Below are 15,419 nucleotides of genomic sequence, written 5' to 3'. Positions count from 1 at the left end.
TCCGCTGCCGGAGATCAGATGCAGGTTGGGAGGTCGCTTCCGGTCGACATCGGCGGCTCGCGTCCGGCGTCAAATCTCCGGCGCGTACCCTTAGCCTCGTCGCAGGACATCGCTGACGCGCCATCCGTCGCCATGGCATTCGATGATGGCGGGAAGCACCGCCGGATCGGGCCATAAGTACGCTGCACGCTCGCGGCGGCACATCTTGTGGCCCACACGAACGGGGCAGGGGTCGTGTGGGCCACAAGCGATTGCCGGCGGAGCGTCACGGCAGCGCCTTCATAGGTCTGCGCCGGTGAGCGGGGGCGATCATGCGACAGCCATATACCACGTATAAAAATAGTAATATTTGATGTAGTTGCAGGCTCTGTCGGCCGCCAGCGCGTGGGCTGCCACCACCTGATGAGAATATGGTACTCCCTTCTCAGGGCCGCTCGGAAGCCACCTCGTGGTTTTAACCGGCCTCGGGGACGTCACAGGATCACCAGACCGCTCCCAAGCTCACCATGTATGCCTGTCCGGCACTCGTGACCTAGGGGCCACTCGCGGCTGTTTGTAAATCTTTGGAACAGAACGGTTTTCAGGCGCGAGCACCCACCGCGTTCCCCCGATGCGTTGCCCGGAGCGGTGACCTAGAGGCCAACCGGGGGGGGCACTGGGTCCCACCGGGGTACGCGTTCCCACATGCATCCGAGTTCCGGAGCCGGTCAAAAATTGCCGGCAACCACTTTCTGCTGGCCGGGATCAGAGTGGTGGTCCGGGCGCATCAATCGAACGCAATGACCGGACCCGGCCACCGGTATTCGTTAGCCCAAGCGCCTTCAGCGCAACCATCAGTCGTCCCAAGCGTACCAGGACAGCCCACAACCACAAGCAATGGTTGTATCGGAGCGAATTTCATGGAAGCTTGGCAGCCAATCACGACCGCCCCGCGCGACGCGCGCACGATCCTCGCCTATCTACCTGCCAGAGCGGGTCAGCCAACGCGGAAGGACGTGGTGGCAGTGTTTTGGGATGCAGGATGCGGTTGGGCGACGGCCTACAGCGGCGCGTGCGTCGATGCGGAGCCGACATACTGGATGCACCTGCCCGACCCGCCGGCGGTTACTCACCATGGCGACGGCTGCCACATCCGGTCGAGTGTTGCGCCCGGTCCGATCCCCTGACCCATCACCAAGGCGAGTGGCTGCCATCTGTGTGTCATAGACCGCGACGACGCTTGGTACCGGTCCGCCTACTACCGCCGACGTGGCCGCATCAGAGCAGGGCGGGCACTCTCGCTACGGCGAAAGCCATGGCCGAGAACGTCGCGCGTCAGATGACGGCTGACCCGCAAGGACACGCGTGATAGCCGAGCGGTGCGAGAAGCAGATGGGAACGGTCATAGGGTGCAGCGGCTCCGCGCGGCCGGCACGACCCCGAAAGTTGCTACGAAGCTCGGGATCGGTCGGGCTAGCGTCTACCGGGTTTTGCAAAACGCAAACGGGAAGGCGGCGTCATGTCCGTCGAGTGGACCGAAGTAGTGGGCGGGACCGGTCAGGCGCATGTCGCGCAGCAAGACAGGTTCGGCTTGTCCGTCTTGGGACATCGGGGTGCTTGGGAGTGGATCGTCCACCATGGTCAATCTGTCCTAGCTGAAGGCCAAGCGTTTGATCTTGATACCGCGAAGAAGCTGGCAGAGGCCGCAGCGTGGCGGTTGGTGCATGGCGCAGGGGGAACATAATGCCTGATTGGACTGAGGCATACACGGGGAGGCTTGCGCAGTACACCACCTCAGTCGGCAACTACGATCTTTCGATCATTGGGAGCGGGTCTCATTGGGTGTGGGCGATCTGGCGGCAGGACCGCGACCGTGCCGAGTTCCAGGGATTAGAGCAGAATGCAGCCGACGCGATGCGCAGGGCGGCGGCCGTTGTGCAGGGAATGCAGGACAGGTCACCAGGGACGTGACGGCGAACTGATGGAAGATTAGCGCCATGTCCGAGGACCCACTTGCGATGGCCGAGCGGCACGTGCGGGAGGGCGAGGAGCGCGTGAGACATCTGGCCGAACTGCTTCAACGGGCTTGGACTGAGGAAGGCGAGAGGGCGCTGAGGGCGGTGGAGGAGACGCTTGAACTCGCGCGGGAGCATTTACGCATCGAGCGCGAGAGACGCGAGCTGCGATCGTTGGCGTCGGAAGGCGCGATGAACGCTGAGAACGCGAGCAAGCGCGTCGATGGTGTTCTGTTCCGCAATGTGGAAGTGCGCGAACGCTGTCTCAGCGCCACGGCTACCAAACGCGGGTGGAGGTGGTGGTCGCCAAGAATGGAAGAACCGTCGAAGGTGGAGAGGCCGGTGATCTCTCCGCTAAATGAGGTTGAGGCCCGCGCGCTACTGTGGCCCTTGCAGGGCTTGGAAGGCTGGATTGCCGAGCAACTGTGGTGGCCGACCCCAACCGGATGGGAGGTGGTGCCGCGTTTGGGAGGTTGGCGGTTTAACCTTATTCCGGCGCCGTCTGTCCTGCACCTGTGTGCATGGATGCCGGGAGTCGAGCGACCGGCCGAGTGGCAGGTGTCTAGGTAGCCGTCCTCTGCGCAGTCATGAAGCGCCTCTCACCCGCTCCGGCGCCGCCACGTCTCGATCATGTCCGGGGTCACGTCCTGCGGGTAGCAGATCGGGCTTGCCCCACCCGGCCGACTGTAGGCGCTTCGCCCGCCGCAGGCCGCTCCGTTCCTCATGAGGTCGTAAGGGCAGGCACACGGCCGCCCCATGGAATGATACCCGTCCACGCTCTCGCGGATAATGGCCGTCCGCACCTGCGCGTCCGACAACGCCGGCTCGCGTGCGAGGACCGCCAAGGGTGTCAGTAGGGCTAGTGCGACGGCTAAACCGATCCGCATCACGCTCGTCCTCAGGGGCACGGCCGCTCCGGGGCGACTCCGTTGCGCTACGTCACAGTTTATCAGTGCGGCTTTAGAGAATCAACTCTCAGGAGATTTAAGGTCGCATTTACCGAACTATCGCGCACCACTGGCTGGCACGGCCCGTTTATCAGGCGCACCAAGGTCCTCCGTGTGGGTCAGCCTCACCGACCATCCCTGACCGGCACCCCACCGTCCCGCACCTCGCGCCACACGCTGCACCGCAGGGAGTCCAGGAAATACTTCTCCCGCTCCAAAGCGACCATCGTGTCTGCCGCCATGAGCCTCCGGAACGACGCGGTGCAGGCCGGCCCACGCTCGGCGAGGCGCAGTTCCTGTTCCAGGCCGTCCAGCGGCGATGAGCCGCCAACCACGTTGGGCAGCCCGCCTATGTCAGGTGAGCCTTGCGGGATGGAAACCGTCAACGAGGGCTAGTACCTCGGCACAGTGATTTTGACCGGTTGGAGGGCCGCTGCACGGATCGCTCGGCCACCCCGCATTGAGGATTTGCACGGGAGGGTCGGTTCCGATCCGAAGCGGATTCAGGCATTTACGTGATGGAGGATTACACCCCAAGCTCAGAAGGAGTTTGGAGAAGCGATATGAGAATTTTGGAACAATGCTTTCGCATCTACTCTTCAAGTGCAGAGCTTGAGGACACGATCTCCTATTATGAGAAAATTCAAGGAGTTAAATGCGCTCGTCGCGTCCTTATAGTCGAGACAGGTGTTGTTGCAGCCAAGATTGGAAATTTCTTGCTTCTCGCCGGAGATGGCGAGGCCATGATAACAGCCCGCCAAGTAAACGGAATATTTTATGTTGATAATTTGGATGCTTTTGCAGCATGGATCCCTAATAATGGCGGGGAAATTCTGCACGGACCCCACGAGGTCACAAGTGGCCGCAACTTTACCGCACGCCATCCTGATGGGTTGACCATCGAGTACTTCGAGCGTTCGATCTAACTCGATGCACTCACCGTTCTCGTCGGGCAGATTCTGCCTCCGACAGGTCTGCTTTCTGCCCCAAGCGGCTGCTCGCTGCCTTCCGGCTCGGACCGAGGCGGCATGGAGCCATGGTGCCGGAGAACTGCTCCGCCAACCGGCCAAAATCCCTGTGCAGAGCTACTAGGTGCAAAGCGGAGACTGGCCTCACTCGTAAGGTCGAGGCCATTCTTTCCAGACTTTAATGTAAGGCGGAATTAGTCACCATACCAGTTTCACCCCATCACGCACCCTGTGAGTAATGCGACTTTTACAACCGTTTTTGGAGTTGCAACTCTCTAAGTGTGCGAGCTGAGTCTCTCGGTTAGTACTATATGATGCGATTTTGCAATAAATTAAGCCGAATCTAGTCGAACGTGGCGCCCACCTAAGGCAACTTATGCGTGTACTTCACCAGGCGGTGAGCACGCCGGATGCGGGCATGTAAGTCCAGGCTCGCATTGTCGGTTCAGCATGTTTCAGTCTTAGGGATTCGATAGATGATGCACGCTCTTTCTGAGCTTCTCGGCAGAATGCAGGAGCTTTTCACCAGTCAAGACGCAAAAAACGGGCATCCTTATTTGAATCATGCCGCCGATATACCGAGGAAGAACCATCAGTACGTTAAGAATGTCCGTGAAGAAATGGCGAATACGTCGCGTGTCCGCTGGATCGAGAAGTTTTTTGACATGCAGTCTCTCGATCGATTTGGTGTAACTGCCGATAAACTTAGCCTCCGTGAGCGGAGAGCCCTGTACCGCATCATGATTGAAAGCATGGAGGAGGTCCTGTTCAGTCAGGAGAACGATCAGGCGCAGGACCATTAACCCAAGCGGGAGGGGCGTAGAGCCCCTCCTTGCTGGCCCGCTTCCTGGACCTCTCGCGATAAGAAAGCCGGAGCCGAACCACTGTGGTGCAGGAGATCGACCCTGAGGATTTCCCCGGCTTCGCCCGGCTCACGGGCCAGGACGGCGCTTGGGCACGCCCTAGCCGGGCTTTCCGGGAGGTGGCGCATACCACCTATGAACCGCTCCAAGCTCGGCTCGTGGGCCTTGCGGGCCGGCTTCGGCGGGCTTCGCAAGCCCCGATCAGGCGGTAGCCTGTCGTCGCCTTCCGAGGCCCTGGGGCAGGCTCCAATCAGAGACGGTCAGCCGCGCACTATCTCTGCACCGAACCTCAGCGCACGGCGAACAACGTGCCGTCGAAGCGAATCTCCATCCCTGGCGTCTGCCGCCCCTCGGTCAGCGCCGGGACGCGGCGGGCGACATAGGCGGCCAACTCGGTCGCACTGATCAGCCCATCATGGTTCGTGTCGGCATCGGGGCCGAGCGCCTCCAACACGGCCTCGGTAAAGGCGCCGTTCCGCCATGCAGGGTCCTCGCGTGAAGTCTGGGAAGCGGAGGAGGAGGTCAGTACGCTGATATTGGTAGCGGCCAGCGCAGCGCTGAGAACGTTTGAAGCCACAGCCTGTGCGCTTCCGTCGGCGGAGGCGCCGCCAGAGTAGCAGGCATCCAATAACACCAGGACGCGGCTCCCGCGCTCCGCGACGCGCGTCAAATCGGCACGGAAGGTTGCAACCGGGAGGGCGCTGTCCTTCAGCGCCACGGCATCACCCGCACGCACGTCCTGAGGCAGGAGGAACAACTCGCCATCCACCATCGCGCCATGGCCAGAGAAGTGCACGACGGCGAGGTCGTGCGGGCCACTTACGGCGCTGCGCAGTGTCTCCAAGGCGCGACGGATGCTGGCGCGCGTGGCGTCAGCATCGACGAGATACTGTGGCGGGCTAAGAGTGTAGAGGGCGTCCTGGGTGCTGGTCAGCGCGGAGACGACATCGTGTGCGTCCTGTTGGGCGAATTCTAACCGCAGATGCGCGGCATCGTAGCGATTGACGCCGATGGCGAGCAGGTGCAACCGTGCGCCGGGCGGGACCCGGCTGTTGGTGAGGAGTTGCACCTTACGGCGCTGCTCCGCCACCACGGCAAGGCCAATGGCTCGCGGCGTCTCCATTTCCCGCAGCACCCGCTTGATCGCCTCTGGCCGGTGGAAGCCGGGGATGTCTGCAATCGCATAGTCCTTCGCCGGCTGCCAGCCCGGCTGGTTTACGTGCCAACGCAGCAGGCCGTGGGCACCTGGGCTGGCGGCGTAAAAGCCCTCCGGTGTCCAGACGACCCAATTGCGGCGGTCGGCAAGCGGCATGAAGGCCAGGATTTCCCGCCCGTCATCCATGCGGTGCCAACGGATGGTACCGTCGCCGTAGGCCGCTACAACGAGACGGCCGTCGCCGGTGATATTTACTGCCTCTGTAGTTCCCGGTACGGACTGACGCCAGAGTTGTGTGCCGTCCCTATCGAAGGCGCGTAACGCGAAGTGGGTACCGAGAACGAAGCGGTCGCCAACGGGATGCAAGGCGAGGCTGCGCGCCACTTCGAAAGGATCGAGCGGCAGAGGCTTGCCGCCCAAAGTGGGGTGGGAGTTGTCGCGCCCGCCCGCAATCGGTAAGCCCCGTAGGCGAGGTGGAGCGGCAACATTCAGAGGAGACGGCGAGGTCAGCGCGAGGCGAGCAACGTGAAATTGCACTCGTTCGCGGCCCCCTTTCAGGAAGCCGAACTCCACCATGGCACCATCAGCAGCGACGGCGAGGTTAGTACTCTGCCTACGAAAGTCCGCCTTAAACGACGGTACCATCCAGGTTATAGCACCGTTCGGCCGTACCCTAATGAGGGCCGGGTCAGCTGTAGCTATCAGTGTGTCACCGTCCGGCAACGGCACCAAGCTTACCACGGTGTTCAGGCCCGCCGGCAAGTAGCGTGGAGTAGAACGTCCCTCCGCCTCCCAGGCTAGAACGCTATGCCCGTCTGCCGGCACATACCCTCCGCCCGCCAGCAGCGTGCCGTCCGCGGCCCAGGTGACATGAGCGAGGTCGCCGCTGGAAATACTCTCAGTCGCCGCTGTGTGCAGTGGCGCAAGTCCGCGCCCATCCAAGACATCCACGCGCCGGCTGTCCTGATAGCCGACCGCTAGGCGCGCGCCATCGGCGCTGAATGCTATGCCCAAGGGGCGGGCACCTCCTGGGGCGCGCTGCCGCAACGGCGGTAACGCGAAGCCTGGAGGATAGAGGCGGATCATCCCATCATAGCTCGTCGTAGCAAGGCTGCCATCCGGCGCGAAGGTGGCGCCATAGGATTGCCCACCATAGTCCGGGTCGCGCGCCACCTCCGCCCAACCACGATCAATGTCAAAGACGCGTAAGCCATAGGGGCCATGAAGCGTTAACGCCAAGAACCGCCCGTCGCGCGAAAATGCGAGGTGAAGCACAACGGCGGGAAGGCCGCTGATCCGGTGTCGTAGCGTGCCAGCAACGGCATCGTAAAGATAGATGCCCTGATCCGACAAGCGATGTGTCCACCCGCCCGCTGCTATTATCGCTCCGGTCGGGTCGATCGCGACCGCAAAGGCCTTGCCGATCTCGCCTGGCGCGGAAGGTAAGCGGATAGTCCGCAGCAACGCGCCTTCCGTGAGCGACCAGACCCGCACTGTCTTGTCGCCAGAGGCGGTAACAGCGAAACGCCCCACTGCATCCACATCGGCGCACGTGATCGGTGCAGTATGTACGCCGGACTCGATCACCAGCACCGGCCGGTCGTAGAAGCCCGACGGTAGCACCTCCTCAGCGTCGCTCACCCCCGCGGCTCAGATCGCTGATGGCACATCGGCGAAGTCTGGCCACCGTGTCGCCTCAAGCTGCGCTCGGATGGTGTCGCGGCGCAGTTTCTCAGCATCGGTGCGGTGCTGCGCGATTGCTAGCCCCGCCTCGACCAGTTCCTTCACCAACTTGCCGATGCCAAACATGTCGCTCAGGACGCTCCGTTGCCCTGGTGGCACGGGCGGCATACGTTCTGCCACCGTACGGCAGAAGGCTTCGCGCTTAGTGACGGCCGCTTCTATGCGCCGCGGCAAATCGTCCAGCCCCTTCGGCGCACGCCCCTCGGCAAGGGCTACGGAAAGGCCCGCGATGATGCCGTCCATCTCGGCCTTCGCCTCGCCATAGGCGGCCGCGAGGGGAGCCGTACCCTCCTCCAAGGTCCTGGCCTGGGCGGCGCAGGTGACAGCGCGGGTGCGCTCGGCGGCGAGGCGGGCGATGGCCTCCGGCCAACGCAACGATGTGGACTGCAACTCCGCCGCTGTCCGCGAGGGCTCTACCCCTTGCACTACCCCTGCTGCTTGCCCTGCTGCTTGCCGTTCCGCCTCCAAATCGCACCCTCCCTTGCTCCGCCTCCGGACCCCTACTGGGGATCGAAGCGTCCCGTACCGGGAATGGATGGACATGCGACCACACACGCTCGGGTTCAGTCTACCCAGACCCCCTTTTCCTCAACCCATGCGATAAATTTGTTGGGTTTATCAACTTATAATTTAGGAGCAGGGCGCATGTGACACGCAGGGTGCCACTCACCTGCGGGCGTCCTGGGGCGGTCGCATTACCGACCGTCACTCTGTCGATGTAACCTGATTGATGCGAGAGATAGTATCGGATGCTGTTCGATATAGTCCCGGACCTCTTTGAGGAGGACCTTGATGAGTTCCTTAACGGTACCAGTAGGCTCCCCTCCGGGGGGCCGTATAAACATGTCAGTACCCCTAAGAAGCTGACTAAGGCGAACATCGAGAATGATCCCCGATTCGATGTCCTAAGCGGCTCTGTAACCGGACACGTAACAGAGGAGGAGTTGTGGTTATTCACGCAACTTTGGAAGGAACACAAAGCTCGTCAAGCAGCGGCGCAAGCCCTTATTTCTGCTGGAAGCAAATCGGATGAGGCTGCTCCGCTCACACCGTCATCTGAGACGGCCGCACCGGAGCTTTCTTCTCCACCTCTGTCCGCGCCTGCTCGCACGATCATTCCGCCTCGCTCGAATACGGGAGCCTTGGGCGGCTTTGACTTGCCTCATCAAGAACTAACCCGTCAGCAGCAGAAGGGCTCGATCCACCTCAGCCTTTTCCGCATTCCGCGCATTCCGGAAGCGGAGACGCTGATCGACGACCTTAGCGGTCAGATCGAACGCTACGAGGACCGCAACCAGGCGCGTGCCCGAAAGCGTCGGGCTGCCGTCGCTACGCAATTCCGTTGGGCCGTGTCCGCCTTCACGGGGTCTGTTCTGACCGCTTGGGCGTGCGTTCCCGCCCGGCCTGTCTCACTGTCCCTTCACCGTCCCGCGTTCCAGACCGTCGATATCGGCCACACCACCTTCGTGGCCGTCCTCGATGCCATGCTGGCCCTCGGATACCTGCAACAGCGGCGCGGGGGACGGTCACGAGACGGCAAAGTGGGCAATGCTTCGCGCTTCTGGCCTACTCCTATGCTACTGACCCTCGCGGTAAAGCACGGCATCAACGTGGGCAACGCCAAGGCCGCCTTCGGATACCGCCGCAACACCTGCAAAGCGCGCCCCAAGGTGACGCAGCCGATCATCCTGCGCGCTTTCCCCAACCACCCCAACGCGCAACGTGGTCCGCTGCTGACCGTCGATCCGCACGACCCGATCGCCTGCATCCTCCGGCGGGAGGTGGAGGAGTTGAACTCTTCCGCCGCCTCGGTCCGGGTAGAGGGCTGCCTTCCTCCGCAATGGCGCCGCCAGTTCATCGGCGACTTCCGCCTCTACGGCCGTCTCCACGCGCAGGGCGAGGGCAACTACCAGGGCATGACCCCCGAGGATCGTCTTAGGAATATCCGCATTGGCGGCGAGCCAGTGGTAGAGATCGACATCGCAAGTTCGCACCTGTCGATCCTGCACGGCCTGCTCCGCCTGCCACTGCCGGAGGGTGACCTATACGCGGTAGCGGGCGTCCCTCGGCGCATCGTCAAAGCCTGGATCACCGCGACACTCGGGAAGGGTAGCCCGGTCACCAAGTGGTCCTCGGAGACGCTTCAGCGGTGCCCTGAGGTCGCCGACTACTGTGCCAAGGTCGTCAAGGCGGCGGCCATCGCGCGCTATCCGTTCCTGGCAACGGTGGCCGAAGTTGCTGCCGAGTTCTCGCACATCGCCCTGGCAAATCGCGTCCTACCGCACCTCCTCATGGGCATCGAAGCTGAGGTGATCATGGAGGTCGTCCAGGCACTCCGTTTTAAAACGGTTTTAGCCCTGCCGATGCACGACGGACTGATTGTCCCGGCGTCAATCGAGGTGGAAGCCCGCCGGCTGCTGATCGAGGCGGGGGAGCGGATTGCCGGGGTGACGCTGCGGCTTGATGTGGATCGGATGCCGCCGGCGTAGCGGGAAGCAATCGCCGACCCACAGCCGCTTTCCCACAAGGACTTTTCAATGACCTCAGCATTTCAGGTACTCGCATGACCCGGCCATATAACGGCACCGCCGTCCTCGATGACGATCTTTGGGCGCAAATCGGCCCCTACGTCATCACTGCGTTGGGTGGTGACGGCGACGAGTCGTCATCCGCGATTTCGGCGCGGACGTTCGCCGAGACGATGATCAGGGTCTACGCCATGAATGCCACTTGGGTCGAAGCTGCGCAGTGGCACACATGCGAACCGGAGGCGCTAGCCGGCCGCATGAGACGCTTGCAGCGCCACCAATTGTGGGACCTGATCGCCGCCATCCTCTCTGCCCGTTGGCCGAAGGTGTGGTGGAGCGAGCCAAGGCGCGGCAAACGGAAGTCGCGTGAATGGGCCTTCAAGGGACTTGAGGGAGAGGTCTAAGGGCTACTGCAAGCGGGGCAGCCATACGTCCGGCTGCCCGACCTTGCGAGGTCGCCGGGACTCAGTCGCCCGGCGTCTACTCCACCTTTCCCCAACGCCGCCGCGTCACGATCATGTAGACCGCCTGCTCGGTGATGTTGAAACGACGGGCGAGTTCCGCTTTCGACACGCCGTCGCTGAATGCCTTCCGTAAGTCTCGAACACTTCGTTCATCCAACTTCTCTCCCTGCCGCTTGCGCCGGTGCGCAGGCGCCGGGGGGCCACCGACCTCCCGCCATGAGCGGTGTCGAACGATGTTATTCACGTTCTGCCGGCTGATGCCGTAGTTCTCGGCCAACTCTGTGGTCGTCGCGCCACCTGCGTATTCGTGCCGAATCTTGGTCACCTGCGTCTCAGTCAGGACAGCATTGTGCAACTGCGCGCCCCGGAGAACCGTCCCGCGTTCAAGGCGCCCTGCGGCATTGGTCTTGTGCGTGCCCCATTTGAGGTTTGTGTGGTGATTGTTCTGGGCGTTGTGGTCCAAGTGCATGACGAGCGCATCAGGAACCGGCGGTGGGCCGAGAAAGGTGAACGCCACAAGCCTGTGTAGGTATCCGTAGACGGAGTTGCCGATGTGGTCGCGTAAGCAGACCTTCGGGTAGGCCCCGCGCGTGGCCGAGGTGACGGCCAACATCTTGCCCGCCTTTAGGTCCTCAACCTCGCCAAACTCCGAGATGCGGTAGCGCGGGTAGCCGGGGATCGTGCGCCACTCGGTCACCTTCTGGCTCATCGTCGCTGCTCCTCCCGCAGCGGTTCCCGCGCTCTTGCAATCGCGCCGCCCTGCTGCGAATGCTGACGGTGCAACGGCCAGCAAATGTCGTCAAGGATGCCACTACGGCGAGTCAGGTGCGTGCAGCACGCGCTCTGCTCGCTATCTCGCAACGCGACCTTGCGGCGCGTAGCGGTGTGCCACTGCGAACGCTTGCGCGCATTGAAGCAGGCGAAGTGGCAAAGCCGCGTCGCGGCACGATGCAGCGCCTCTCAGCGGTGCTGCGGGAGGCCGGCGTGGAATTCATCCCCGCCAACGGTGGTGGCCCCGGTGTGAGACTCACACGCGAGGCTGCGCTGCGGGAAGCGGTGGAGGTGGCGAAGGGTGGGTGAGCAAGGCTCCGCCTGGGATCGAGCAGACCAATGAACACGCAGCCAAAATCGCAGGCGGCGTCTGAGGTCACCGACTACCAGTCGCCCGATCACACGACATGTTCGTGACCAAACCGCAACATGTGTTGAATGAGGCAGAAGGGAATCGCCGTAGGGTCGTGGCCGTTGGCGAAGCAATGTGGGCTCGCCGTTTCCCTGGACGGCCGCACACGAAAGCCACCGCCAACAACCTTCGAGAAGCACTCCCCCATGCCACTCGACACAGCCGTCACTGAATCAGTTCGTACCCGCCCATTCCAAGCACCCTGCTTGAACGACGCCGAACGGCAAGCTGCGGCGTGCTTTGGTCCGAAGCTTTGGGCCGCCCTTGCGCACCTACCTGGAACCCACGCCCCTACCGTGGTCATCGCCCATCTTTCTGACGGCGTCGCTATGGCTGACTTCCGCTTTGCCGTAGCAGGCAGCGACGAGGCGATGCCCTGGCGGGGCGAGACGACCCTGGCGCATCTTCATGCCGGGCTGCCGGACTCTGTCGCGGAGCGCAGGGCATTAGCCGTGCGGTTGGCCTCCGCTGCCGCCGGAGCGTGGCGCCAGCATTGCCACTTGCAGCGCCTCGGCCTTCTCGCGGAGTAGGTCCGCCAGCCGCATGGGCGTTTCTTTGCTGCCCATACCTAGCGACGGCGAAGGCCCCGGCGTGAGACTCATGCGCGAGGCCACGCTGGGGGAAGTTGTGGAGGTGGCGACGGGGGAAGGCGCAGTTCGCTAGTGCCCCGCGCGTGAACCAACCCGCTCCATCGCGCCCACCCCTAGCAGGCCGGCATCGCCCCTTTCCTTCCGGGCTACGCCGTGGGATACGAGCCTAACCAGTCACCCTTGCAAGCCCTTGTTATTGCTGTAGGCTGAGTTTCAGAGTCCGGGTCCCTCACCCGGCACCACCCCCGAACGCCACCGCAAGCCGTTGAATCCGCGCGCCGTCCCCCGCATATCGCCGACCGCAAGCACCCTGCGGCCTTGAGGGATGAACGGTGAGCGACACCCTGGAACGGCATGAATTCGGCGCCGAGGTCGGGCGCCTCCTCGACCTCGTCGTCCATGCGCTCTACTCGGAGCGCGAAATCTTCCTGCGCGAGCTGGTGGCGAATGCCGCCGACGCCGTGGACCGCCGGCGCTTCGAGGCGCTGACGAACCCCGCCCTGACCCTGGCCGCCGAGGCCAAGGTCCGCATCCTGCCCGACAAGGCGGCGCGGACCCTGACCATCGCCGACAGCGGCATCGGCATGGCCAAGGCCGAGCTCGCCCAGCACCTCGGCACCATCGCCCGCTCCGGCACCCTCGCCTTTGCCAAATCGCTGGCCGAGGCGCCGGCGGCGGAGAAGCCCAGCCTCATCGGCCAGTTCGGCGTCGGCTTCTATTCCGCCTTCATGGTCGCCGACCGGGTGGAGGTGACGTCGCGCCGCGCCGGCACCGAGGAGGCCTGGACCTGGGCCAGCGAGGGCAAGGGCGACTACACCCTCGCCCCCGCGAGCCGGGAGGAGCCGGGCACCGACATCGTCCTGCACATGAAGGCCGATGCGGAGGAGTTCCTCGAGCCCTTCCGGCTGCAGACGATCATCCGGAAGTGGGCCGACCACATCACCATCCCGATCACGGTCGCCCGGGACGGCAAGGACGAGCCGGCGAACGAGGGCACTGCGCTCTGGCGCAAGCCGAAATCGGAGGTGACGGAGGAGCAGTACGCCGAGTTCTACCGCCATGTCGCGCATGCCTTCGACCAGCCCTGGGCCACGCTGCACTGGCGCGCCGAGGGCACGCTCGAGTTCAGCGCGCTGCTCTTCATCCCCGGCATGAAGCCCTTCCAAGCAGTGGAGGGCGAGCGCGAGAGCCGCGTCCGCCTGCATGTCCGCCGCATGTTCATCACCGACCAGGCCGGGCTGCTGCCGCCCTGGCTGCGCTTCGTCCAGGGCGTGGTGGACACCGAGGACCTGCCGCTCAACGTCTCGCGCGAGATGCTGCAGGCGACGCCGGTCCTCGCCCGCATCCGCAAATCCGTCACCAACCGCGTTCTGTCCGAGCTCCGGTCGCGCGCCAGGGACGCGGAGGACTACGCCAAGTTCTGGGAGAATTTCGGCGCCGTCCTGAAGGAGGGCGTCTGGGAGGATGCCGAGCACCGCAAGGAGGTCGCGGCGCTGCTGCGCTTCCGCTCCTCGGCGGTCGAGGGCTGGACCTCGCTTGCCGACTACCTCGCCCGCATGAAGGAGGGGCAGGAGGCGATCTACATCCTGGCCGGCGACGACACCGCGGCGCTGGCCAGGTCGCCGCAGCTCGAAGGCTTCCGCGCCAGGGGCGTCGAGGTGCTGCTGCTCTCGGACGGCATCGACGCCTTCTGGCCGGAGCGCCTCGACGCGTTCGAGGGCAAGCCGATCCGCAGCGTCACCAAGGGCAGCGTCGATCTCTCGAAGATCGCGGGCGGGCCGGACCAGGGCGAGGCGGCGGATGTCGCGCAGCTCCTCGCGCGGCTGCAGGAGCTGCTGAAGGACGAAGTCTCCGAGGTGCGCGCCACCGACCGGCTGGTGGACAGCGCGGTGGTGCTGGCCGCGCCGCCCTACGGCCCGGACCTGCAGATGCAGCGCCTGCTGCGCCGTGCCGGCCGCGCCGGCGGCACCGGGCAGCCGGTGCTGGAGGTGAACCCGCGCCACCCGCTGATCCGCCGCCTGGCCGAGACGGTTGCCACCGACACGACGCTCGAGGAGACGGCGGGGCTGCTCTTCGACCTCGCGCGGCTGCAGGACGGCGATGTGCCACGTGACCCGGCCGCCTTCGCCCGGCGCGTGGCCGCAGCCCTGGCCGGCGAGAAGGGCTGACGCGGGGCGGCGGGAGGTGCTCCCACCGACCACGCCCTGCGGCGTGGCAGGGACACGGCCTGCGCCTCCCGATTTGCGACGGTCATTCCGAAAGACGAGGCTCGGGCCGCTGCATCGGTGGCCCGGCCGCGCTCAGGGCAACGGATCGTAGGGGCGGATCACCTCGACGCCACGCCGCGGCGAGGAAGTGTCCTTGGTTGCGAGCCAGCCCATCACGCCGAACCCGAAGGCCACGAGGATCGTCAGCGCGACGATCCGTCCGGCCCGACCCGCAATGGCAGCTTGCCGCAGCATTCGACTCCGAGGTTGCACGACGGAATCCATACACGATCCTCGCTTGCAATCCAGACCTTGCTCGCGGCATGGTTGTGCTTCGGAGCATGGCCTGACACTGGATCTGTATTATATTCAAAGAGTTACCACTAGATTTTGTGCGAACGGCAAAACCTGTGGCGAGTGAAGGCTTGCCTTCCTGGATGAGAGCCAGGAGGTTCCGCGGGCCGGGCGGAACGACACAAGCAGTTCACGGTCGACGAGATCGCGGCGCGGCACCAGGCAGCGAACGGGATCGGCAATGACCACGTCGCCTGTTCCGGTCAGCCCAACCGCTTGATGAATATGTTGGCGCTCTCTCCGCAAGCTCAGGCGCGGCATCGGTCCAATGCGCAGTGAACACAGAGCCTGCCGGTGAAGGGGCCTACCACGACCAGCCAGCCGCCGGATCAACGGAAAGCAGGCGCAGAGCGGATCTGATGCAAACCCGTCGGTGATCCCGGGTTCTCAGGCATCTTGCACGGTTCGCTCTGGAACACGTT

The 15,419-nt window shown here is 63.8% G+C and carries 12 protein-coding genes; 7 read left to right on the top strand and 5 right to left on the bottom strand.

The features are described from left to right. Positions 1-1,976: 1,976 nt before the first annotated feature. Complete coding sequence (locus tag Q7A36_RS34350) at positions 1,977-2,564, top strand: hypothetical protein (RefSeq protein WP_305108315.1); 588 nt, start codon at positions 1,977-1,979, stop codon at positions 2,562-2,564. A gap of 502 nt (positions 2,565-3,066) precedes the next feature. Here the strand turns inward: Q7A36_RS34350 and Q7A36_RS34345 are convergent. Continuing rightward, complete coding sequence (locus Q7A36_RS34345) at positions 3,067-3,327, bottom strand: hypothetical protein (protein ID WP_305108314.1); 261 nt, start codon at positions 3,325-3,327, stop codon at positions 3,067-3,069. A gap of 132 nt (positions 3,328-3,459) precedes the next feature. On the opposite strand from Q7A36_RS34345, the gene Q7A36_RS34340 reads away from it, so the two are divergent. Together Q7A36_RS34340 and Q7A36_RS34335 are read left to right on the top strand one after the other, a co-directional pair. Beyond that, a complete protein-coding gene (locus tag Q7A36_RS34340) occupies positions 3,460-3,867 on the top strand; it encodes a VOC family protein (protein WP_305108313.1) in 408 nt (135 codons plus the stop codon). 518 nt (positions 3,868-4,385) lie between these two features. Then, on the top strand, positions 4,386-4,712 hold the full coding sequence (locus tag Q7A36_RS34335) for a hypothetical protein (RefSeq protein WP_305108312.1): 327 nt from the start codon (positions 4,386-4,388) through the stop codon (positions 4,710-4,712). Between the two features lie 349 nt (positions 4,713-5,061). Here Q7A36_RS34335 and Q7A36_RS34330 read toward each other — a convergent pair whose 3' ends face one another. Both Q7A36_RS34330 and Q7A36_RS34325 read right to left on the bottom strand, forming a co-directional pair. Further along, positions 5,062-7,569, bottom strand: coding sequence for a caspase family protein (locus Q7A36_RS34330; protein ID WP_305108311.1), 2,508 nt, complete (start codon positions 7,567-7,569; stop codon positions 5,062-5,064). Positions 7,570-7,578: 9 nt separating this feature from the next. After that, complete coding sequence (locus Q7A36_RS34325; RefSeq protein WP_305108310.1) at positions 7,579-8,061, bottom strand: hypothetical protein; 483 nt, start codon at positions 8,059-8,061, stop codon at positions 7,579-7,581. A 359-nt stretch (positions 8,062-8,420) separates the two neighbouring features. On the opposite strand from Q7A36_RS34325, the gene Q7A36_RS34320 reads away from it, so the two are divergent. Together Q7A36_RS34320 and Q7A36_RS34315 are read left to right on the top strand one after the other, a co-directional pair. After that, positions 8,421-10,160 (top strand): hypothetical protein, encoded by a 1,740-nt coding sequence (locus Q7A36_RS34320; protein ID WP_305108309.1) that lies wholly within the window; start codon positions 8,421-8,423, stop codon positions 10,158-10,160. A 74-nt stretch (positions 10,161-10,234) separates the two neighbouring features. Then, positions 10,235-10,603, top strand: a complete 369-nt coding sequence (locus tag Q7A36_RS34315; RefSeq protein ID WP_305108308.1) for a hypothetical protein — start codon at positions 10,235-10,237, stop codon at positions 10,601-10,603. Between the two features lie 76 nt (positions 10,604-10,679). Here Q7A36_RS34315 and Q7A36_RS34310 read toward each other — a convergent pair whose 3' ends face one another. Continuing rightward, entirely contained in the window at positions 10,680-11,372 is a 693-nt protein-coding gene (locus Q7A36_RS34310; RefSeq protein ID WP_305108307.1) for an HNH endonuclease, read from the bottom strand. A 59-nt stretch (positions 11,373-11,431) separates the two neighbouring features. Here Q7A36_RS34310 and Q7A36_RS34305 point away from each other — a divergent pair, with 59 nt between their 5' ends. Both Q7A36_RS34305 and htpG read left to right on the top strand, forming a co-directional pair. Next, positions 11,432-11,743: a helix-turn-helix domain-containing protein gene (locus Q7A36_RS34305; protein WP_305108306.1), complete on the top strand. Its 312-nt coding sequence runs from the start codon at positions 11,432-11,434 to the stop codon at positions 11,741-11,743. 1,025 nt (positions 11,744-12,768) lie between these two features. Continuing rightward, entirely contained in the window at positions 12,769-14,604 is a 1,836-nt protein-coding gene (gene htpG, locus Q7A36_RS34300) for a molecular chaperone HtpG (RefSeq protein ID WP_305108305.1), read from the top strand. Positions 14,605-14,736: 132 nt separating this feature from the next. Here the strand turns inward: htpG and Q7A36_RS34295 are convergent, their stop codons facing one another. Beyond that, positions 14,737-14,928 carry a hypothetical protein gene (locus Q7A36_RS34295; RefSeq protein WP_305108304.1) on the bottom strand — a complete coding sequence of 64 codons (192 nt, stop codon included), beginning with the start codon at positions 14,926-14,928 and terminating at the stop codon, positions 14,737-14,739. Between the last annotated feature and the right edge of the window lie 491 nt (positions 14,929-15,419).

This window comes from Paracraurococcus lichenis (genome assembly GCF_030657435.1).
GTDB classification, from domain to species: Bacteria; Pseudomonadota; Alphaproteobacteria; order Acetobacterales; family Acetobacteraceae; genus Paracraurococcus; species Paracraurococcus lichenis.
Note: the sequence above shows the minus strand (reverse complement) of the source record. Positions and strands in the feature narration are given on the sequence as shown.

Bases quoted from the DNA above. Each gene is read 5' to 3' on its own strand.
- Q7A36_RS34320 (WP_305108309.1), top strand. From the start codon at position 8,421: ATGCTGTTCGATATAGTCCCGGACCTCTTTGAGGAGGACCTTGATGAG.
- Q7A36_RS34295 (WP_305108304.1), bottom strand. From the start codon at position 14,928: ATGGATTCCGTCGTGCAACCTCGGAGTCGAATGCTGCGGCAAGCTGCC.
- Q7A36_RS34340 (WP_305108313.1), top strand. From the start codon at position 3,460: ATGGAGGATTACACCCCAAGCTCAGAAGGAGTTTGGAGAAGCGATATG.
- Q7A36_RS34310 (WP_305108307.1), bottom strand. From the start codon at position 11,372: ATGAGCCAGAAGGTGACCGAGTGGCGCACGATCCCCGGCTACCCGCGC.
- Q7A36_RS34335 (WP_305108312.1), top strand. From the start codon at position 4,386: ATGATGCACGCTCTTTCTGAGCTTCTCGGCAGAATGCAGGAGCTTTTC.
- Q7A36_RS34315 (WP_305108308.1), top strand. From the start codon at position 10,235: ATGACCCGGCCATATAACGGCACCGCCGTCCTCGATGACGATCTTTGG.
- Q7A36_RS34305 (WP_305108306.1), top strand. From the start codon at position 11,432: ATGCTGACGGTGCAACGGCCAGCAAATGTCGTCAAGGATGCCACTACG.
- Q7A36_RS34350 (WP_305108315.1), top strand. From the start codon at position 1,977: ATGTCCGAGGACCCACTTGCGATGGCCGAGCGGCACGTGCGGGAGGGC.